At 45.6% G+C, this 20,495-nt stretch carries 23 protein-coding genes; 11 read left to right on the top strand and 12 right to left on the bottom strand.

The window, feature by feature from the left end; translation table 11 throughout:
- Nucleotides 1-38 precede the first annotated feature (38 nt).
- The 10 genes from CVU60_15305 to CVU60_15260 form a co-directional block, all read right to left on the bottom strand.
- The gene (locus CVU60_15305; protein ID PKN40512.1) at nucleotides 39-311 is read right to left on the bottom strand and encodes a hypothetical protein; all 273 of its coding nucleotides are present in this window, start codon (nucleotides 309-311) and stop codon (nucleotides 39-41) included.
- A 342-nt stretch (nucleotides 312-653) separates the two neighbouring features.
- Nucleotides 654-2,201 (bottom strand): hypothetical protein, encoded by a 1,548-nt coding sequence (locus CVU60_15300; GenBank protein PKN40511.1) that lies wholly within the window; start codon nucleotides 2,199-2,201, stop codon nucleotides 654-656.
- Nucleotides 2,179-3,321, bottom strand: a complete 1,143-nt coding sequence (locus CVU60_15295; protein ID PKN40510.1) for a hypothetical protein — start codon at nucleotides 3,319-3,321, stop codon at nucleotides 2,179-2,181. The genes CVU60_15300 and CVU60_15295 overlap by 23 nt, the downstream gene beginning before the upstream one ends.
- Nucleotides 3,322-3,328: 7 nt before the next feature.
- The gene (locus CVU60_15290) at nucleotides 3,329-3,679 is read right to left on the bottom strand and encodes a hypothetical protein (GenBank protein ID PKN40509.1); all 351 of its coding nucleotides are present in this window, start codon (nucleotides 3,677-3,679) and stop codon (nucleotides 3,329-3,331) included.
- An 8-nt stretch (nucleotides 3,680-3,687) separates the two neighbouring features.
- Nucleotides 3,688-4,257, bottom strand: a complete 570-nt coding sequence (locus CVU60_15285) for a hypothetical protein (protein PKN40508.1) — start codon at nucleotides 4,255-4,257, stop codon at nucleotides 3,688-3,690.
- 986 nt (nucleotides 4,258-5,243) lie between these two features.
- Complete coding sequence (locus CVU60_15280) at nucleotides 5,244-5,507, bottom strand: hypothetical protein (protein ID PKN40507.1); 264 nt, start codon at nucleotides 5,505-5,507, stop codon at nucleotides 5,244-5,246.
- A gap of 36 nt (nucleotides 5,508-5,543) precedes the next feature.
- Nucleotides 5,544-5,789 carry a hypothetical protein gene (locus tag CVU60_15275; GenBank protein PKN40506.1) on the bottom strand — a complete coding sequence of 82 codons (246 nt, stop codon included), beginning with the start codon at nucleotides 5,787-5,789 and terminating at the stop codon, nucleotides 5,544-5,546.
- Complete coding sequence (locus CVU60_15270; protein ID PKN40505.1) at nucleotides 5,789-6,073, bottom strand: hypothetical protein; 285 nt, start codon at nucleotides 6,071-6,073, stop codon at nucleotides 5,789-5,791. Before CVU60_15270 ends, CVU60_15275 begins: the two co-directional genes overlap by 1 nt.
- A 12-nt stretch (nucleotides 6,074-6,085) precedes the next feature.
- Complete coding sequence (locus CVU60_15265) at nucleotides 6,086-6,385, bottom strand: hypothetical protein (GenBank protein PKN40504.1); 300 nt, start codon at nucleotides 6,383-6,385, stop codon at nucleotides 6,086-6,088.
- Complete coding sequence (locus tag CVU60_15260) at nucleotides 6,382-6,630, bottom strand: hypothetical protein (GenBank protein ID PKN40503.1); 249 nt, start codon at nucleotides 6,628-6,630, stop codon at nucleotides 6,382-6,384. Before CVU60_15260 ends, CVU60_15265 begins: the two co-directional genes overlap by 4 nt.
- Before the next feature lie 51 nt (nucleotides 6,631-6,681).
- Here CVU60_15260 and CVU60_15255 point away from each other — a divergent pair, with 51 nt between their 5' ends.
- From CVU60_15255 to CVU60_15245, 3 genes are all read left to right on the top strand, one after another.
- Entirely contained in the window at nucleotides 6,682-7,062 is a 381-nt protein-coding gene (locus tag CVU60_15255; protein PKN40502.1) for a hypothetical protein, read from the top strand.
- Nucleotides 7,063-7,898: 836 nt separating this feature from the next.
- Nucleotides 7,899-9,416 carry a hypothetical protein gene (locus tag CVU60_15250; GenBank protein PKN40501.1) on the top strand — a complete coding sequence of 506 codons (1,518 nt, stop codon included), beginning with the start codon at nucleotides 7,899-7,901 and terminating at the stop codon, nucleotides 9,414-9,416.
- Nucleotides 9,416-10,273: an endonuclease gene (locus CVU60_15245; protein ID PKN40500.1), complete on the top strand. Its 858-nt coding sequence runs from the start codon at nucleotides 9,416-9,418 to the stop codon at nucleotides 10,271-10,273. The genes CVU60_15250 and CVU60_15245 overlap by 1 nt, the downstream gene beginning before the upstream one ends.
- 281 nt (nucleotides 10,274-10,554) lie before the next feature.
- Here the strand turns inward: CVU60_15245 and CVU60_15240 are convergent, their stop codons facing one another.
- Nucleotides 10,555-11,724 carry a hypothetical protein gene (locus tag CVU60_15240; GenBank protein PKN40499.1) on the bottom strand — a complete coding sequence of 390 codons (1,170 nt, stop codon included), beginning with the start codon at nucleotides 11,722-11,724 and terminating at the stop codon, nucleotides 10,555-10,557.
- A gap of 1,205 nt (nucleotides 11,725-12,929) precedes the next feature.
- Here CVU60_15240 and CVU60_15235 point away from each other — a divergent pair.
- The gene (locus tag CVU60_15235; protein PKN40498.1) at nucleotides 12,930-14,324 is read left to right on the top strand and encodes a metal-dependent phosphohydrolase; all 1,395 of its coding nucleotides are present in this window, start codon (nucleotides 12,930-12,932) and stop codon (nucleotides 14,322-14,324) included.
- Nucleotides 14,325-14,602: 278 nt separating this feature from the next.
- Here the strand turns inward: CVU60_15235 and CVU60_15230 are convergent, their stop codons facing one another.
- Entirely contained in the window at nucleotides 14,603-15,091 is a 489-nt protein-coding gene (locus CVU60_15230; GenBank protein ID PKN40497.1) for an Rrf2 family transcriptional regulator, read from the bottom strand.
- Between the two features lie 132 nt (nucleotides 15,092-15,223).
- Here CVU60_15230 and CVU60_15225 point away from each other — a divergent pair, with 132 nt between their 5' ends.
- From CVU60_15225 to CVU60_15195, 7 genes are all read left to right on the top strand, one after another.
- The gene (locus CVU60_15225; protein PKN40496.1) at nucleotides 15,224-15,595 is read left to right on the top strand and encodes an FMN-binding protein; all 372 of its coding nucleotides are present in this window, start codon (nucleotides 15,224-15,226) and stop codon (nucleotides 15,593-15,595) included.
- A gap of 622 nt (nucleotides 15,596-16,217) precedes the next feature.
- Nucleotides 16,218-16,502, top strand: a complete 285-nt coding sequence (locus CVU60_15220) for a hypothetical protein (protein PKN40578.1) — start codon at nucleotides 16,218-16,220, stop codon at nucleotides 16,500-16,502.
- On the top strand, nucleotides 16,486-16,755 hold the full coding sequence (locus CVU60_15215; protein ID PKN40495.1) for a hypothetical protein: 270 nt from the start codon (nucleotides 16,486-16,488) through the stop codon (nucleotides 16,753-16,755). Before CVU60_15220 ends, CVU60_15215 begins: the two co-directional genes overlap by 17 nt.
- A 489-nt stretch (nucleotides 16,756-17,244) precedes the next feature.
- Nucleotides 17,245-18,321 (top strand): hypothetical protein, encoded by a 1,077-nt coding sequence (locus tag CVU60_15210; protein ID PKN40494.1) that lies wholly within the window; start codon nucleotides 17,245-17,247, stop codon nucleotides 18,319-18,321.
- Nucleotides 18,322-18,578: 257 nt separating this feature from the next.
- Nucleotides 18,579-19,346 (top strand): hypothetical protein, encoded by a 768-nt coding sequence (locus CVU60_15205; protein PKN40493.1) that lies wholly within the window; start codon nucleotides 18,579-18,581, stop codon nucleotides 19,344-19,346.
- A 317-nt stretch (nucleotides 19,347-19,663) separates the two neighbouring features.
- On the top strand, nucleotides 19,664-19,843 hold the full coding sequence (locus CVU60_15200) for a hypothetical protein (protein ID PKN40492.1): 180 nt from the start codon (nucleotides 19,664-19,666) through the stop codon (nucleotides 19,841-19,843).
- Nucleotides 19,844-19,903: 60 nt separating this feature from the next.
- The coding region (locus CVU60_15195) for a transposase (GenBank protein ID PKN40577.1) at nucleotides 19,904-20,495 on the top strand (592 nt) is incomplete at its 3' end.

The following is a 20,495-nucleotide window of genomic DNA, read 5'->3' as shown; positions in this document are numbered from 1 at the left end:
ATATAGAAACTTATGACATGTAATTTGTTCACCCCCTGTTAGACTTGGGGGTGATCCCCTCGCGCGGCTCCGTCGTCGCCTCCCTCCGGGGGCTCCGTCCGGCTCCTCCGGTTTGCGCTCGGGACTGTCCTTGATTCGTCTGATAAGGGATCCACAAAATACGGGTCGCTTTTCAGATATTCCTGATAAAGGTCTTGAATAATTGGCTGACATTGGCGGACGTAAGTGCGGATTTTCCGGTACTCGATGAGCATGAAAAGGAGCCCGATAAGCATTACGATATGCAAAATCTGTAAATATAGCTGGTCCATATGGTCCTCTCCTCAAATATATTGGGCGTTTCCCTCTGGGCCGGGCTGGAATCTGGCGACCACTCGAAGACTCGCGGGCCAGACTGAGCCAATGAATAAACCCCTCATCGTCTCAGCCCATTCGGGTTCACATCCCTAACGCAAACACGCCCGGCAGCCTCGATCCGTGGCTCACTTTCCACTTGCAAACCCGCGCCACAATAAACCCCTGTGGCACTGGCTTTGCCGTTCCAAGCTCGGCGCGACACCGATGTTAAAAGGCGTTTTCACCCCCCCGCCCCTCAAAGGGGTGTGAAGGGGGAGGGGGTGAAAACTCAGAATCAGAAAACCTCAAGTCAAAGATCAAATAGACTGACGGATTATCGTTGGCCGCAAGGATATGACCAAATTCCGACTGGTCTCCGTTTTCTTGCGATAGGTGAAGATCTCACCAACAAGCGGAATCCAGCCGAGAATAGGCACATACTCGCGCGTGCTACCCTTCTCCGAGGACTTCACCCCGCCAAGAAAGATCGACTCGCCATCAGCCAGTTTTACCGTGCTTTCGATCTGCTTCTTTTCCGTCACCAGATCCACGGCGTTGGTCTTGGAAGGGTCGATGTTGGAAACTTCCTGAGCAACCGTCAGGTATATGAAATCGCCCTCGACCTTGGGCGTTATGGAGAGGGAAACGCCAACGTCTTGGCGCGTAACCGAGAACTCGGATTCTCCGGACTGGGTCTTGGTCTGCTTGTCGATGAAAGGCACGTTCTGGCCGACAACGATACGGGCCGGGTGTCCGGAAAGAGCAGACACCACCGGCGAGGAAAGAACTTCGCCTTTTGACTTGGTTTCGACAGCAACCAGAGAGCCGGAAAACGTACCGGAGACGATATCAACCAGAAGGCCGGGGCCGGGAGTAATTAGCGATGCGATGCCGGCGGAATTCAGATTGGCAGAGACGTTGCCCGTGACGGAGGAAAGCCGGATGCCAAGTTCCTCGAACTCCTGATCCGTCAGCGAAGCAATCACGCATTCCACGCGGACCTGGACCGAAGATCCGTCAAGTTCGGCAATCATGCGTTCGGCAGCTGCAAGCTGGTCTGATGGTCCGGAGAGAAGCAGGGATTTTCCGGCGATATACGAGGACACGCCGTCATAAAGGCCGGTGATGATGGAAAGGATCTGCTCCGGATCCTGCGTATGAATCGGGATGACCCGGCTATCGATCCCCGGCGATGGTTGATCCATAGCGGCAAGAGTCGCCTGGATGAGCATTCGGTCTTGAATGGAGCCTTGGACAATGACAGCGTGGCCCCAATAATCCGGGATCAGTTTGGCCTGGCTGTTTTCAGATTTGAGCCGTTCGATTGCCGTGGAAACGCGAAAATGCTTCAAGGGGAAGCGTTCCACGTCCGGAGCGCGTTCAACATCAAGAGCCCGGACCATGGATGAATACTTGCGGACCTGATCAGACGGGCCGGTGATCAGGATTTGATTGTCTCCCACTGCCGACACCGCGCCGGATGTTCCGAGCGCGGCAGTCAGCGCGTTTTTCAGATCCTCGGCTTTGGAGAACGTCAGCGTGTGAACGGACCAGCCGGAACCAGGATCCACGCCTTGCTCGACGGTCCGGACCACATAGCCCCAATCGGTTTTGACCAGAGTCAAGCCGATGCTGGAAAGCGTTGAACTGAAAATCGGCAAGACCTCCGAGATTTCCATGTCATCGGCCACCAAGGTCATGCGCTTATCACCAAAGGATCCACTGATTGCCGTATTGGTCAGTTCTGAAACGGTGACGGCAATGTCTCGGATCGGAGCGTCATAAAACGAAAAATTGATCTTCCCGGCGTAGGCAAACGAGGCCCAGGCAAAGAGAACAAGGCTACAGAATATCTTTCTTCTCACTTTGCACCCCGCGTGATCGGATAAAGTATTCCTGGCCGTCACGCTCGACGGAAACCAGGTTGCGCGTGATCCGAGTAATCGAATAGCCAAGATGGATCAGAGCATCGGAAGTGATGATTGCCCCGGTGGTTTCGTCAGGGCCTTGAAGCTCGAAAAGAAGGGTTTCCATGGTCCAAGTCTCGGTTTTGTAGGACTGGGAACCAAGGAGCCAGATCGTTTTGCCTCTCAGATCATTGAACGGATCAGAAACAGGACGCCCAGGAACAGCAGCGGACGCCGGATCCAGCGCAGCCGAAGCGTTTTGCGCATCAACCGAATCAGCGTTCGGGCCTTTGGGACGAAAAACCTTGAGAGGGTTTCCGCGACTGACAAGAAACGCCACAATAACAAGGACAAAGATGGTAAGACCCATGATTTTCGGATCTTTCCACATTGGTTGACCGGCTTTGGTGTCACTGACCACCCCCGTGGATGTGGATTGATAGAGCTTGAAAACCCATGATGGAATTTTGCGATGACGGACGGAAAAGAGGTCCGAGGAAAAACCGTTATTGGAAGCCAGGTGCATGCCCTCAAGGTAGCGGCCACGAATGCCAATCAGCGCTTGATTCTTGTGGATATAGGCGGCTTCGGAGACAGAACGGATTTTGGCGTGGAACAGCTTGATATCCGGAGTTGTGAGAACAATATCCCAATTGAAATGACGATGACGGGTCCAGGCGTCGGGATAGTCGCGCGGGCGGCCCTGGATGCGTGCAGCATCAACACCGCCACGAAGCGCAAAAGGAGCCCAATCACCTGGCCGCATTTCCGAAGGCCAAAAGGCTTGGGCTTCGTCTATGAGGATGAACGCGCCGCAATCCGCCCAGGACCAAAAAGACTGAATCGCGTAAATGCCCTCTTCTGTCTCCGTGTCGATCCAGACCAGTTCAAAGGAATCCGGAATTTTGCGCCGAGGAAATTCCTTGGAAAGCACTTCCCTGACTCTGGATTCATCGTTCAGGCCCCGGACATTGGTGATCACGACGCGACCAGAGAAGACGGCTTCAACGAAATCGTCCATGACTGCGCCGGAAGTTTTATAAGATCCTGGGGGGCCGTGATGTATTTTTACGGACATAATGCACCTAGAAGAAAGGGATTAACGCACGCAAAAGACGAACAGACATAGCTGAAACGAAAATTGTCATGATTTGTGGCAATCGAAAGAACACAGCAGCCGCTCGATGTTCTGCGGATAAATATGTCCATTGCGTATTAACAGAATCTGCCAAATCAACATTCTGCAAAAAAATATCGATCAAGTATTGCAGCGTTATGATGCAGTAATAAAGGCAGTCATAAAAAAGCATTTCAAGGAATGAGTATAGAAAATCACCAAGCTTAATGATCAAAGCAAAAATATCTTCAGTGAAAAAATTTATGACTTCCTGAAATCCTGACAGGATCATATTAAAAAGATTAACTACCCAGTCCATAATGACCTCTAATTTCCAAAAACGATAAATATTGCGTACACAGAAGCGATAAACAAGAGCGCAAGCCCGATCCAATTCAGCTGAGTTGAATACTCGTTGAAATCGATCACAACGTTCTGGCCGAGCATCGGCCACGTCCAAACGGGAAGAGATCCGGAACCGGAAAGACTCACATCAAATATGCCGGTGAAAGAGTTCTTGAGATTATCCCAGGCAGTCATGAATCGTTGTTTCGCGGCAATAACGCGGTCCTCGGACACTGGTTCCAAAACACCAGATTCAGGAATGGTGAAAGATCCAGAGACAGACACGGATGGGAGCTCAAGAGTTGCGCTTGCCGTGGCATTTGAGACGGGCTTGTTTTTAATCTCTTCCAATTTTTGAAGCATGGCCTGGGAATCGGAATGGGCCGTGGCCGCAGCCGAATTCACAGCCGTAGAAACGCCGCCCATTGAAAGGCCATTGACCGCGTTCGTGACACCCTTGAGGCCAGCAACGATTTGGTCGCCTGTAACTTGAACTTGCCCCACAACATTCTGGCCGGATAATTGGACGGCCTGTTCAACCGCAACTTTCATGCGCTCAATTTGGTCAATTACTTTTTGACTATCTGGGTCTGAGGCATCAACTGGCTTTGGTGGAATATGGACGGTTGAATTACCACCTGTAGGGTCAGGAATTGATAGATCAGGGATAGCGTCGTCGGGAGATGAACCGCCTACATTTACATTAGGATGATGCTGTGCATACCAGTTCTCAAAATCTTGAGCGGACATTGACGCAGAACCCATAGCGCTTACGGGAGCGCAATCAGGATTCGCCGATGCATCATCTATCGCTGACTTTTGACTATTATATATTGGATTTGTATATGTCTCAGTAACGCCACATTCACCAGTAATCTGAAAAACATAGTATGAGCCAGTGCAAACATTTTTTAAACGCCACAGCTTAAATTTTTCATCATAGGAATCCGGGCATGGATCAATATCATCTTTTACGCCGTCACCGTCTGTGTCTTGAGGAAGATTGGCTGGAGGCGTAGTTACATAATTTACAAAGTGATCTTGATAATCTGTGTAAAATTTTCCTGTATTTGGGCCGCTGGTGATTTCTCTATATGTAAATTTTCTAAATCTAACTAAACTTTGTGAAGTTTCAGGATTTCCTGTTCCTCCAGAAGAATACCAAATAAGTTTAGTTGAAGTATTTGATGTTGCAGAAGTTCCAATAACCTTTGTTCCAATAGAGTAAACAACATAATAGCCATTATTGTAACCAGGTATATAAGTTCCGACAGATACATCAGAATTATATGCTTGATCTGGTGTCAAAACCACGTCGAACCTTGAGGATGCAAAAGCCAATATCTCAAAACCAACGACACCCCACACGATGACGCATAGAAAAAATAAAATTCGAGTAACAATCCTGGAGTCCAACATAAGAATGCGCCTTTTTGAATAAAAAGGGGGCCGAAGCCCCCTTAGTACAGCGTTGTTCTCACACCAAACAGGAAGCAGATCACCAAGTATGAACCAAGGATGATCTCCACTGTGACAACCTACTTGACCTTGTGAACCAGGGCGATGATGAGCCCGATCACGATCAGGCTGGCCACACCGGCCACGACGTAACCGCCCACGGTCAGGGCGTCGGCAGCTGCGCCGGAAATCGCCGTCTGGGTATCAGTCAGCAGATCCGCACGGGCCGGGACGGACTGAACAACGGTAGCGGTACCGGCACCGAGAACGGTAAGGGCCTTTCCAACGTGTTTCTTGACGAAAGTGCAGCAGGACTTGAAACCGGATTTGATACGACCAAACATGATATGAACTCCATGAGTATTTGATAAAGAAACGGATTATCGGAACTTCCGAATTGAATTCAGATAAATCCCGATGCCACAGCCAGTGCCCCAAAGGAGCAAGCCCCCTCCCACAACCAAAGCAATCAAAGCCGGATCCAGATGCGAGCCAAACGGGTCTATCTGCAGCCAGACCATTTCAGACTCAGCGCATCCCGCCAGATCCGGACAGACTTTGACGAAGGACGCCAGGCACGTTGCCGGGGCCATCGGCAAAAGTAGGAAGAGGGAAATTCGTTTCATTACTTGAGATCCACGAAGGATTTGAAAACAAGCCGTTCGCGCTGTTTTTCAACCTGAAGGAATACCGTGTCGAACTGCTTCATTGCCTGAAGCTTGGTTTCGACCATCGGGATATCAGCCGTGGCCACCATGACCTCTTCAGGCTTAACGTCCAGGCTGCCAGCGTTGGCCTTGGGGCAAATATACAGATTCAGCATTTCGCCTTCTTTACGATCAGCCTTTGCGCCCCACTTGATGTGACTTTTGCCAAGTAATGCACCGCAGAAAATGAGACCGTTTTGCATGGGTTGTACCTCCTACATGCCAAGATGTTGTTTCAAAAGTTTGATATGTTCACGCTGCAAGCACATCCGCATGAACTCCAAGCAGAGTTCAACGTTCTGGAATTCTTCTTTCAGCGGGAAAAACTTGATATAGATGTGGAACATTTCCGTATCGGCGAGGTAATAGGGCTGCTCGACATGGACCTCACCGGCCAACGATTTGGGATTGTCGAGGAACCCTTGAAGAAGATCCGAGTAAAGCTCGGCTTCCTGGATGCCATAGATGGACGTGAAGTGAACTTTTGCCGTGGGCGGGAATGACTGCTGATTCATGGCTTCGCCTCGTTCTTTTTGGTAAGCTGGTCCTGAATCTCAAAAAGCCGGACAATCATGCGCTGGACTTCAAGCATCAGATCCGACTCGCCAGAACGGAGGAGTTCCGTGGAAAGGTCAGACAATTTTCGGGTCGCCGATCTGAAGACGATACTCTTCATAAATATACCTATATATTGAATAGTTAATCCTATTAAAGCAGGCAAAAAAAATTCACTTTTGAAAGGAAATGCTATGAACTTCAAAAGTTAACCTTTCTTACTCATATTTTTTTAATCTCGTCAATAGGAAAAGCTATGAAAGAGACAATTGGCGATCGGATAAAATCAGTTCGTGAAAAACATAATTTATCAACAACAGCTTTTGCGAAAAATCTTGAGATTTCGCAACCTTCATTGACGGGATTAGAGAACAATAAGTCAGAGCCAAGGGCCAAAACTATCATAGCTTTAATTGAAAAATTTGGCGTTGACCCGATGTGGTTACTCACAGGTCGCACCGCCCATGTCATACAAAATCAGACTTCATTGAAAATTGGACAATTAGCAGATACCCTTTCCGATGAATCTCAAAATACAATTTTAAAAATAGTAAGAAGAGAAGCTCTTTTGGAAAGGATCCTTAAAGATGAAAAAATTGATATTCCTGGCAGGCTGCTTGCTGATTTTGGGAACTAATGCTTTTGCTGAAGGTAATTGGGAATCACAGGGGCACATATTTTCGAATGTTCATGCTTGGCAGCAAGGAAACGAAGTCACCATTAGCGGCCGAGTCAGTAGCGGACAACCAAGAAATCCTCTCGAAGCAATTGTTCACGTCATAAACGACGAGGGAAAATCACATTCTGCGCATATTAAAGTTTCAAATTATTCAGGAAAAGGCGAGCTGTTTGAAACTAAATTTTACTCCTATGAAAAATATAAATGGTGGAATATCTTAAAAATCAATGTGACTGGAAACTCCATGCCTGGACCTAGCCAATCAATGCCGGGAGAACCAACACAAAAATCAGTTTACAACGAGATAGCGGTAACAAACAATTTCAATGAAATATCCTCACCAAAATCATACCCCAAAAAAAGTAATACTGAGGGTGAAATTAGCAGAGTGCTATTTACTTCGTTCAATACGATTTCAGTAGTAATACGAAATAAGAAAACTAATAAATTAGTTATGATGAAAAGTATATCCCCGCACGATTTAGTCGTGATTGATTTTCCGTATGGTGAATATAATGCAAAAATAATTGGCGACGGGATAAACAAAAAGCAAGATTTTTTAATTGATGAAGAAGAGGAAACTATCCATCTACATTGAACAGAACTGAACGCTATGAAAATTTGCCCTAAATGTCGTTATTTGGACCACGACGAGAACGCCCCAAATCATTATTGTGTAGATTCTTAAATCACAAAAATTAGCCAAATTCGACCAATGGTTATAAAGAACAAAACACTCAGAATTACAATGTAATTCTGAATCAACTAATAATTATATGTGAGATAAAAACAAAATGAAATTTATAATCCTTCAACGTAATGCGAAAATACCAGAAACAGGGATCAATACAGCATATCTTATGATTGACTACTGGGATGATTTTTCATTCAAAACAATGTTTTATTTAAGCATTCATGACGAAGAAGGCATTTTGCACGGAATTGGAAATATCAAAATTGGGTTTGCTGGCCAAACAACAGACAAATCGTCTTATTCAATACTAGATCCCGAGTTTGAAAGTCTACCAGATTCATTTTTTTCAGTTGGACAAGATGTAGATTATTACAGAAAAATATCAACATTAACCAGATCAATCAGAAATAGCGTACTTGCGGGACTAAGAGACATTGTCCACGACCAAAGCAAAATTGAACACAATAAACATGAAACAGTTTTCCATACATCTTTACTTAGATCTGTAAGCCTATCCGTTATTAAAGGACAATATCATAGAGTATTAAACGGACACGCTCCACTTACAAATTTTGAATTCAAATTTGTTAGACCTGAAACAAGCAGCGTGGCTGGCATAGATTTGAGTTTCAGAGTTGAAGCTGAATCAATGCCGAGTACAAACATCCATGCAATTATCGGCCGCAATGGCGCTGGTAAGACCACGCTTCTTAACAACATGGTTGAATCCATTACCAGCAAAGGCAATTCGGTTGCAAAATTTTACGACCTAGGGGGATTCAGTCCTCAACCTATATCAAACGACTACTTCAGTAGCCTAGTTTCAGTTTCATTCAGTGCATTTGATTCTTTCCAACCGCCACAGGATCAACCAAATCCATCTTTAGGAACATGCTATTTTAATATCGGCCTAAAAAAAAATGGATGTTCTCTTAAAAAAATTAATGATTTGTATGATGACTTTGCCAACGCAATAAGTTCATGCTTAATCGATAATTACAAACAAAGTCGATGGATAAAGGCAATAAGCACACTCGAATCTGACGAAAATTTTGAAATGATGCAGCTAAAAAAGATAGCTCAGTATTCAGGTGATGATCTTAAAAGAAAAGCTGTAGAAATCATAGGGAGCCTAAGTTCTGGTCACGCAGTCGTCTTATTAACCATTACACGACTTGTTGCAACAGTTGAAGAGAAAACTTTAGTTATCATCGATGAGCCAGAAAGCCATCTTCATCCGCCTCTATTATCGGCTTTTCTCCGTGCACTTTCTGAGTTACTTTACGACAGAAACGGCGTTTCTATTATTGCAACGCACTCACCTGTTGTACTTCAAGAAATTCCACAGTCATGCTCATGGAAAATAAACAGAGTCGGAACTGCGATAGAAACACACAGACCTGACATTGAAACATTCGGCGAAAACGTTGGAATATTGACCAGAGAAGTATTTGGACTCGAAGTAACGAAATCAGGATTTCACGATATACTCGTCAAATCTGTTGCAGATGGGGGATCTTATAAAGAGATTATTGGCTATTACAACAATCAACTTGGACTAGAAGCTCGCTCGCTACTAAAAGCACTTGTCATGCATCGCGACAGGAGCGATGATTAATGTTGAAACTTAATCATCCAACATTCGATTATGTCGAAACAATTAATAGATGCTGCTCAGGAATAACAGGAAACCCAGATTTTCGAGGCAAAGTAATTAGCAGCAGTGATATTTTAATATCTGAAGCTGAAAATTATGAGAGACTTGCACCAACTGGATCACTCTATACCATACAACCTACCCCGAAAACCATCGATGAGAATCAGATTGTAATAGGAAACATGTCTCGATCTGACTTATTAAAATTATATTCAACTTATTTCGTAGATCAGGACAAACCAGCCCGACCAATTTATGATATCATAATGGCATCAGCCAAAGAAAAATGCCCTTTTTGCGGTGGTATTGGACGCCCAAAAAACCTAGACCACTACCTCCCCAAAGCGCACTTCCCACAGTTCTCAATTTTTCCGTTAAATCTGATTCCATCATGCAGGGACTGCAACATGGATGGCAAAGGACATACATTTGCAACCTGCGAAGAAGAGCACATATTGCATCCATATCTAGATGATGACCGCTTTTTTCACGAGCAATGGCTACATGCTAGACATATAATTGACACCGATGACTGTGACGCAATGGAATTTTACGTTAATCCGCCAGACGCGTGGACTCCATCTCAAAAGCGAAGAGCAATGACTCATTTTGTGTCATTTGATTTAGGATTTCGGTATTCACTAGAAGCCGCATCACGACTTGGCATTTATTTAAGACAAATCGAAGATTTAACTTTACTTTCTTTAGATATAGAAACAGCAAAAAATGTCATTCTACAACCTGTTATCGACTCAGCACCATTCATAAACCATTGGGAAAGAGTAATGTGCATTTCGTTAATTAACGAATTAAATTAATAACTACTTTATTATCATACAGACTTGAAACAACACAAGTGACAGCAGATAGACACATGTTGTTCGCAGAAACAGTGGCGCAATAGTTCTTGAATCTCAGCAACGGGATGACCGACGTTGCACACCTGCGCGACAACCAAATGCAGACTGAAGTGATAGCAGAGCTACGGGACTCCCGCACGCTGGCAGAGACTCGGATAAAGCGAAAACACGAACCCAACGGTATACCAACGGGACCAGAGCTAGCTTGCAACTCAATGTGGTCTAGAAGACTTTAAACATTAAATACATTCAATTTTACTTCCCGAAAATTTCAGAACCTTGGACCTGTTTTGTCGCAAAACTGGGGTAATATCACATTCACTCACCTTATATTCTTCCAAATTGCATAAACGGACAACATCTTGCACTGAGATCGCCGTTGCGCCAGCAATATCTTCCACATCAATATCAAGCTGCTCGGCCAACAATGCAACGATATCTTTGATAACTTTTGGTTCTTCAAAAGATATAGATTCGTCCAATGGCTCTTTTTTTAGCCATTTTCGCCTCGCCATATTCATATAAAAATTACGCGCAGTCTCTTCAGTAATTAGTCCTAAAGCCTTTGATCGAAATATTTGAGCCTTGATAGAAACTTTCCAGCGCTCCTTGAGCATTTGATATATTTCCAATGTCGGAAATCTAAATTCTCTAGGATACGAAGCCGCTGGAAGAAGAAATGCAGACGCAAACATATTAGCCTGCTCTTCTATAAGATTTAAATTATCCTGGGTTCGAATAACATCCCTATGCAAGACTAGATGTCCCAACTCATGGGCCAAGCTAAATCTGTCACGACAAGCACTCGGATCCTCAGCAACCATAACTACGACAGGAGTAGCTGAATCATTAACCCACTGCGAAAAAGCATCTTCTTCTTTTACATCGAATGGAACTCGAATAATTATCGCCCCATTATTCTCCATGAGTCGAGTAATATTCGATATTGGACCAAGTCCAAGACCCCAATATTCTCTAAGAGAGGACGCAATATCCTCAATTTCGTCAGCAGTTACCCTGCCCAGCCTATCGCTAACATCAAATTTATCCGGAATATTTACAGAAACTAAGTCAACATACTCTTCAAAATATGACAAAATTTCCTCAAACCACCGAAGCTTAACTTCTGCTTTTTTCCACTCTTTTGCGGACAATCCCCGCTGGGATCTAAAATAAATTGTATTGTTGGAGTACGAAAAACTTTCTTTTTGCAAAAAAGACAACGTTACACCAAGTTTCTCTGCCAAGTTCAATATATTCTCAGGCCGAGGAACTTGTCTTCCATTTTCGTAACATGAAATAGATTGTTTCTTGATACCAGAAATTTCTGCAAGCTGCGTCTGTGTTAACCCCCTGGCAGTTCTTGCATCTATTAAACGAAAACGATTAAATAAAACCGAATTGCTCATAATGATGTAATTTTCTTCTTTTTCGCACCGATTTTTAAAGTAATCATAGCTGTAGATTCAATTTCTATAGCTTCAGATGTTACAGAATAATCTGAGTGCATAAAAATGGTTTTAGAAACTAAACACCGTTTATTCTCATGGTCAGGAATAGCGATTGTGACGAATCCAAGTTGAGATTTATCTTGAATTGATGCACCATGCAATAAATACATATACGTCATATTTTCATCTTGATCAAAAAAATCACTTACGAATGAGAAAAAACGAATATTTTGCACAGCATTTGTTTTTCTATAGACAGCATTTTTTGGCATTGACTCAGGCGCATATACTCTATGGACAGTTAGCAATGTATTTTCTGATCTAACTTGAACATGCTGTCTTCTTTTTGAATTGGAACCAAAATTTGCTTTTAACGACGGAAACCTAGATGCCAAATTGTGAACAGCGTTTTGTGCAAAAAGGCCTTGCGCATCCGACAAGCGCTCACTCTCAAGCGGTGGCAACAACTTTGTCACTCCACCCTCTGACAAACCACTCACGCGACCGACCTCAAATGCTTCCGAGTAAGCCGTCTCCAGAGCCAAAGGAAGCTGGGATTGAAAACCAAGCGGAAACTCCATGTCTAAAAACTTCTTGAAAGGCAAAGTCCTTGTTAACATCAAACCTCCGATCAATTCCGCATAAATTATCAACTGATTTGTCAATTTTTATACCGCGGTGACCCATACTGTCAACTACTAGCTTCGAAATATTTTCCCCAAATGATCGACAAAAATCACAGAACCCGTACTTGACACCACCCAAAACGCCACCTTTTTCAGCGAAAACCGATCATAATCCGATATTATCCGGCCGGTGTCTGGCTGGTTCCCGGAATATTGAACGGTTCCTAATCCCGGTTAGCCCATGTTCGAGTCATGGTGGGGGCACCAACAATCAAAGGTTCCGGATAGTTACAGACTAGCCGGAACCTTTCTTTTTTTCTACATTCGCGGATAATTTAATTTTTTCCTTATAAATCAGAATATTACAAAACTGGTGGCGTACAGGCCCAATTTCACCCTAAGAGTATAATAATTCTAAGAGTTCAGACAGGCACCCTTATATCATCATACTTATATGCAAGCCTAAAGCGCAAAATGCACTCCATGTATAATACTATTAATTGATTATTTCACAACTTTATTCAGGATTTTGAATATATGAACGAAATATTAACATCGAAAGTAATATTAAATATTTTCAGAAATTCGTTTTTGAAATTAATTACATTTTTATTTATTTTAATTTCATTATCTTTACTTCTTTTCCAAGAGTTTTTCATTATACCAAAATTTAATGAAATTCAGTTTATGAGCATCGAATCAGAAGCAAAGAGGACTGCGAACCATATCAGAAAATCAATGAATATTTTTACATTTAACGATGATATTGATATATCTGATAAGTTTGTAGCTGATATTAACAATTTACTTTTAGACTTTAATATATTGAAAATCAGGATTTTTGACTCCCAAGGTAAGATATTATTTTCATCGACAAATGATGAAATAGGCCAAATTAATCAGCATGAATATTTTCAAAAAATAGTTTCAAAAGGTAGAATTTATTCAAAAGTTGTGCGCAAAGAAAATCTTACCATGGAAGGAGAACGTATCAACTCAAGCGTTGCAGAAGTTTATCTACCAGTTCTCAAAGATAAGTTTAAAGGTGCATTCGAAATATATTATGACATTTCAGAACAAGAACGCACAATTATGAACAATAATTTTGCGCTTCGTATCTGCACGTCATTAATGTGGACAATTCTATCAGCAATATTTGCATCCTTATTATTCAAAGCAAGCATATCAAATATTTTTCGAACCGAATTTGAATCAAAGCTTACAACTAGCAATTTGTCCCTTGAAAGTGCCGTATTAGAAAAAACTCGCGAAATCAAAGCAACACAGATCGTTTCAATACACGCCCTTGCTTCACTTGCTGAGCACTATGACGCCGCAACAGGACAGCATCTAGAAAGAATTCAACAATATACAAGTGCAATAATTGATCAAATTATTAAATCTTCAAGTATATACAAAGATTATATTTTATCACACTCTTACTCCTACATTCACGATGTCACACTCGCTTCTTTGCTTCACGACATAGGAAAGACGGCCATTCCTACACAAATACTCCTCAAGCCAGAAGCCCTAACTCCAGATGAGTTTAACATCATTAAGCAACACACCATCATCGCTGGCGAAGCGTTGTTGCAAGCAAACGAAGTTTTCAGGAAAGAATTTGGCAAGGACAGTTACTTGGCGTTAGCTCGCGACATCGCCCTTTATCATCACGAAAAATGGGACGGGACAGGGTATCCTCACGGGCTTAAAGAACAGGATATTCCACTATCAGCAAGGATTACTGCCATCGCAGATGTTTATGACGCACTGACTAGTGAAAGACCTTACAAATCCGTTTGGACACACGAGCAGGCTATTGAAGAGATCGTCAATCATTCAGGCACTCATTTTGACCCAGAACTCGTCAAGGCTTTCGTAGCGTGTTCTGAGCAGTTCCGTGCCATCTCTGCTTCAACAGAACTCTGACAAATTTGCATGACCCAAAGCGCCACCCGAGATGCCACCTTATTAGGCATTATCAATCAAACCCCACATAATCCGATTGGTGTCTGGCCGATTCCCTGTATTCTGAGCGGTTCCTAATCCTGGTTTGCCCATATTCGAGTCATGGTGAGGACGCCAGATGAATAAAAAAAATCCAATTAGTTATCAACTAGTCGGATTTTTTTATTCATCCACACTCGCGAGACGTTCAGCTTATATATGTCTTCCTATTCTCAAGGTCCAAACCCTCGGCCCATGGGTTAAAGCGCCTTGATCCAGTCCAATATCGCGTTCTTTCTGCTTTCAGGGAAACTGGCATGCGCCTGGTCGTGCAGCCAGCGTAGCGATTTAGCGCGCAGGCTGGTCCGGAGCAGTTCCTCTGCTTCCTGGATGACGACCTTGATCAGACAAGGGCATTTGTCCGTGAAAGCCAAAGGGTCATCCACAAAGATGTTATTCTTCCTGATTTCCGCGCACTGGAAGAAATATGACGGCCCCTCGATAGCCTCAATTACATCCCAGAAGGAAATGTTCTCGGAATTTCTGGCCAGTTCGTAACCGCCCTTCACACCAGGAATGGACCTGACGATCCCGGCCTTGCTGAGCTTCGCGAAGACCTTTGACAGATAACTCTCCGGAATAGCGTTCAGTTCCGCGATTTGCCTAATTCCAAGCGGCTTGCGGCCGGGAATCTCCACCATGTAAAAAAGAGAATGAAACGCGTACTCTACCCCGATACTAAACTGCACGGCTAACCTCCAAGCTTTCGTTCCCCTGCCTGTAACCAACTCGCCCCGTTTTTGTCTTGACGAAAACGCCCCTTGATCATAGCTATCGCGGACACATGTTGTCCACAATAACCCTCAGCCACGGAGTAAAAAATGTTTAATCAAATATTCAGGGATGTTGTCAGCTCAGAAGGGGTAGTGTCCATTGTCACCTGCGCCGAAAACGAGTCGCATGTCGTGAACACATGGAATTCCTACCTTCACCTGACCGAAGATGGAAAAATCCTGATTCCTGCCTGGAAAATGAGGAAGACAGAGAAGAAAGTACAGATCAACGACAAGGTGCTACTTACTCTCGGGAGCAAGGAAGTGCAGGGAAAGATGGGACCGGGAACGGGCTTTCTGCTTGAAGGCACTGCCAAGTTCATCAGATCCGGACCAGACTTCGACATGATGAAAGCGAAATTCACCTTCCAGACCCGGCTTCTCGAAGTGACGATCACGTCGGTAAAGCAGACCATCTGATTCCTGCCCCCAATTTCAAGGCCTGCCCGGTACCGCGCGATTACTGGGCAGGCCGCCACATGAACGAGCGCAGCCAGAGGACTGCGGTAATGGTTCGTCCTGCTACCTCGCCTTCTTACGGCTAACTGGCTGAAAACGGAAATTCGTAGGTCGTCCAAAAAATGGTTAAATGCGAGGAAACGAAAAAAGCCAGACCGCTTATGCATGACATACCGCACCCTGCCTTTGCGCGGACACAGCAGATCACCGTTCTTCAACGGCCTGTTAAACCGAATGTTTGGTCAATCGATCTCAAAATCTACATAGTGATACGCCACCCGAAACGCCACCCGAAGCGCACAAAACTGACTATAATCCGACATATTCGTTCGGTGTCTGGCTGATTCCCATCATCCTTAGCGCTTCCTAATCCCGGTTAGCCCATGTTCGAGTCATGGTGGGGGCACCAAGGACGTATAGGTTCCGAACTTAAGTTCGGAACCTTTTTTTTGTGCCACGCATTTCCCCCATCTTTTGAATCCATCCAGGCGCAACATCCGCGATGCGAAGTAAACGCCAGAATATGGTGAAGAGTTCCAGAGGCCGAGTTGCCTTTGTCTACACAAATGACTATACTTTAATAATGCAAATTGCGGGATTCGACTGGGATAGCGGCAACTGGCCTAAATGCGGTAAGCATGGCGTATCCCGTGAAGAAATCGAAGAGGTGTTATTAGGCGAACCCTCCGTCATGCCCGACCCTTGCCCCGATGAGCCGCGTATGAGGGCCATCGGGAAAACCCAGGCGGGGCGTTATGTTTTCCTCGTGTTCATGCTGAAGAAAATTGATGGCTGGACAAAGCTACGACCGATTAGCGCCCGCTATATGCACAAAAAGGAGGTCGATCACTATGAACAACAAATCTAAACAGATGCCGTCGCTTCGTAGCGATGCGGACGCCGAAGAGTTTGTCGAGGAAGCCGATCTGTCGCAATATGACCTTTCCGGATTCCAGCCAATGCGATTTGAAATCGAGCCAAAGGACGGGGCGTTGAACATGCGCATCCCCGTGGGACTGCTGGAGGCCGTAAAAGCCAAGGCCAAGGCCAAGGGCATCCCGTATACGCGCTATGTACGAATGCTGCTGGAAGCAGACGTGGTGAAGCGCTCCAAGCCTTGAGTACTCGATTCATGCAAGTAAAAAGACTCACCCTTAGCGAGTAAGCGCGCTGTTTGGCTCTTCGCGAAACGATGCAAATTCGGCGACGCAAGGACCACGAACAAGCGCTTTTGGGTTACCCAGTCCCGGTTAGCCCATTTTCGAGTCATGGTGAGGGCACCAAGGACGTATAGGTTCCGGACTTCAGTCCGGGACCTTTTTTTTGTGCCACGCATCCCCTCGTCATTGAAAACAGCTCGGACGCATTTGCGTCAACGGCTTCATCCTGTCTCTCATCAAAAAAAGTGCGTACTGACTTTTCTTCGATGTCATACAGCATCCCCCCTTGATCCTTCCAAATTGTGCTGCTAATTAACACCATTCACAAATTCTTTATGCTTAAGAATTTGTACATCAACAGCCCTTTTATATGAATAAATACGCCATCCCCGCAGCATTCCTCTCCCTGCGAAGCTCCGCTTTGGCCACCCGATCTTGGATGGCAGGCCCATGATAAGCCCGTTGCTGATTATTTTGGCGATCATCGTTATCGTGGTCTTAAAAGGCGTACTGCCTTCAAGATCATTCAAGGGCTGGCTTGGAGAATTCCTAGTCAGACAAACCGTCTCGACTCAACTCGACCAGGATGATTATCGCCAATTCCACGACGTCACCCTCCCCACGGCAGACGGCACCACGCAGATCGACCACATCATCATTTCGGAATACGGCGTCTTCGTCATCGAAACAAAGAATATGAGTGGATGGATCTTCGGAAACCCGAACCATCCCAAATGGACACAGACCTTCGGCAAGAGCAAAAATTCGTTCCAGAACCCGCTCAGACAGAACTACAAACACATCAAGGAACTCGAATCCCTGCTCCAGATCGGAGAGGACAAGCTCTTTTCCGTGGTCGTTTTCACCGGAGACGCCGAGTTCAAGACGGACATGCCGGACAACGTCATCCGCAGCGGTCGTCTGCCAAGGTATATCCACGCCAAAAACACTCCCCTCCTGACGGAAAGCGAGGTGCAGCGCATCCTGCTCAAGATAAACGGCACCATGCTGGAACGATCCCGAGAGACATCCAGACAGCATATTCTCAACCTCAACAGAAAATTCGGGAACAGCGCGGACGAGACGGACAGGGAACGGCAACTCGATCTGCTAAAGATGGCAGGTATAATTGGGATTTTTCTGATTGTAGCCGTACTCCTGAACTCACCAAAATCGCCCACGCATAAACCAGCCGCACCTGCATCGATAACTGTTTCCTCACCGGTGCCTGCGACTCCCCCGGCTCCCGCAGCTCCCGTAGTTTTTCAACGCCACGAACTTCCAAAACCAAAAAAAGTCCCACGCTCAGAGGAATACGGGATACTGACGCTTTCGGCCAAAACGGACACGTACGTGACGCTTTACGACACCAAGAACGCCGAGGTGGTCCGCATGGAGATCAGGAAGGGGCAGAGCGAAGAGGTTGAAATCAGGAAAGGAGCCTACAAGGCGGAAATTCTGCAGACTGGGAAGAGAGAGGTTTCGACGGTGAGTTTTATTGGGGATACTGGAATGTTGGAGTTCTAATTTTCGATCGATTCAATTCCTGGGAGTCAATAGGCTTGTAATGATGCGCAACAGAGAATAACTAGCAATAAATTTGCCATGCGTGTACTTGATAAAAGCCAAAGGCAGACTTGACCCCTTTGCTTTTTGCAAAATTGTATATCGCATATATAGCATCGCAGGCGGTGGCGACAGATGATGCATTTCTGGATTCTTTGCGCTTTGTCGCCCCAAGATTTATCATCTCATTAACCCTAACCACGGATAAGGAGAAAGTAATGAGGAACTTAAAACTTGCGCTTTTCTCTTGTGTGAGCATCCTGCTTTTGTCTCAGGCCGCGATTGCGCAGGATTTCAACACGTCCATAGGACTTGGTCTGGGAATGGTTCCAGAATATGAGGGGTCGGAAGATTATACCGCCGTCCCTCTGCTTTATGCCCGCTATAACTGGGACGATGGAAAGTATGTAATGTTAAAAGGCAATCAACTGAAAGGGAACATCCTGAACAAAAAAATCGAGTTTGGTCCGCTGCTTCAGTACCGAATGGAGCGAGGCGACGTGGATAACGACCAGGTCGATTCCATGAAGGATGTTGACGCTGCGGTGGAGGGTGGTTTTTTTCTCACAGGCCGCTTCGGGGCCTGGAGTGCATCTCTTGAGTTTGCTGCGGACGTTTCCGGCGAACATGACGGCTTTCTCGTCACCCTGGGCGGTAATTACAGACATGTCTTTTCCGACTACTTCAATATGACGTTTGGAGTCTCAAGCACTTATGCCAGCGAAAACTATATGGACACCTACTTCGGGATCGATGCAGGTAATCGGGGTTCAAGCACGCTCCAGGACTACAGCGTTGATGACGGAGGCTTCAAAGATGTCGGCCTGTATGTGAACGCTGACTACAAATTCACTGAGTGCTGGTCTGTCGTTGGCAATTTGGGTTACAAATATCTTTTGAATGATGCAGCCGACAGCCCAATCGTTGAGGACGAAGGTAATGAAAATCAATTTTACCTCGGACTTATGGGCGTGTATCGTTTCTAGCTAAATAGAATAGCTGTACATCTTAGGATCCGGAAAGCGAGCTTGATGCTGTATCCAGCGCTGGTATCAAAGATGGTCGAATCGCCATTATTTCAGCTGACAAGATTCCGGACATCGAAACCATTGATGCCAAAGGCTTGGCCGTAGCGCCGGGGTTCATCGATGAGCACCAGCACTGCATTGAGCCTTATGCGCACAGAATGGGAGACCTGGGGTTCATTAGGTCTTCACAGCGATGAAAACCCAGAGGATGAACCCCATGTCCACGAACTCCTCAGCCTGCTTGAACCTTGCATTCGGCCTGGCTGACTGCGACGATGTTTGACAATTTCTTGTTCCACGTCCGCTGCCTCGACGCCGCGTTGACTGCAGCGGATATGGCGCGGTCACCCAAGTTTGACAGCGATATGGTCTCGGCGCCCTTGAGCACGGCCCAACCAGAGGAATGGGGGATCAAAATAGGGGTCAAACGGGGGGCAAGTCTCGCGTTGACTTAGATCAAAATAGGGGTCAAGTCTCGCGTTGACTTAACCTGCCTATGAGTTTAAGCGAATCCCATGGCAAGACCCTTAAGAATCGAATACCCCGGCGCTTGGTACCACATCATGAACCGTGGCCGCAGGCATGAACAGATTTTTGTGGATTCCAGGGACTATCAAGCGTTCATTGATCTGCTCGAAGCCGTCTCCGAAATGTTCAACGCCCAGGTCGCGGCATATGCCCTGATGCCCAACCATTACCATCTGCTCCTGCGCACTCCCGAAGCCAACATCAATCGCATCATGCGACATGTCGGCGGTGTGTACACGCAAACCTTCAACCGCCGACACGACCATGACGGTCAGCTCTTTCGCGGCCGATACAAGGCCATCCTGGTGGATGAGGACGAATATCTGCTCGGCCTTGTCCGCTACATCCATCACAACCCTCTCAAGGCGGGCATGGTCAAGAAGCTCGAAGAATACGAATGGAGCAGCCACCGTGGGTATCTTTCCGACGACGAGGCTCGGCAGTGGCTCTATCGTGAGCCTGTGCTGAAGGAATTTTCCACTCATCTGGACGAGGCTCGGAGAGGATATCGCCGCTTCATGGCCAAGGACGATGACGGGAGATTGGACGATATTTTCTCCAGGATGAATTTGCCTGCGC

The organism is Deltaproteobacteria bacterium HGW-Deltaproteobacteria-18 (assembly GCA_002841885.1).
Taxonomy (GTDB): Bacteria; Desulfobacterota; Desulfovibrionia; order Desulfovibrionales; family Desulfomicrobiaceae; genus Desulfomicrobium.
Note: the sequence above shows the minus strand (reverse complement) of the source record. Positions and strands in the feature narration are given on the sequence as shown.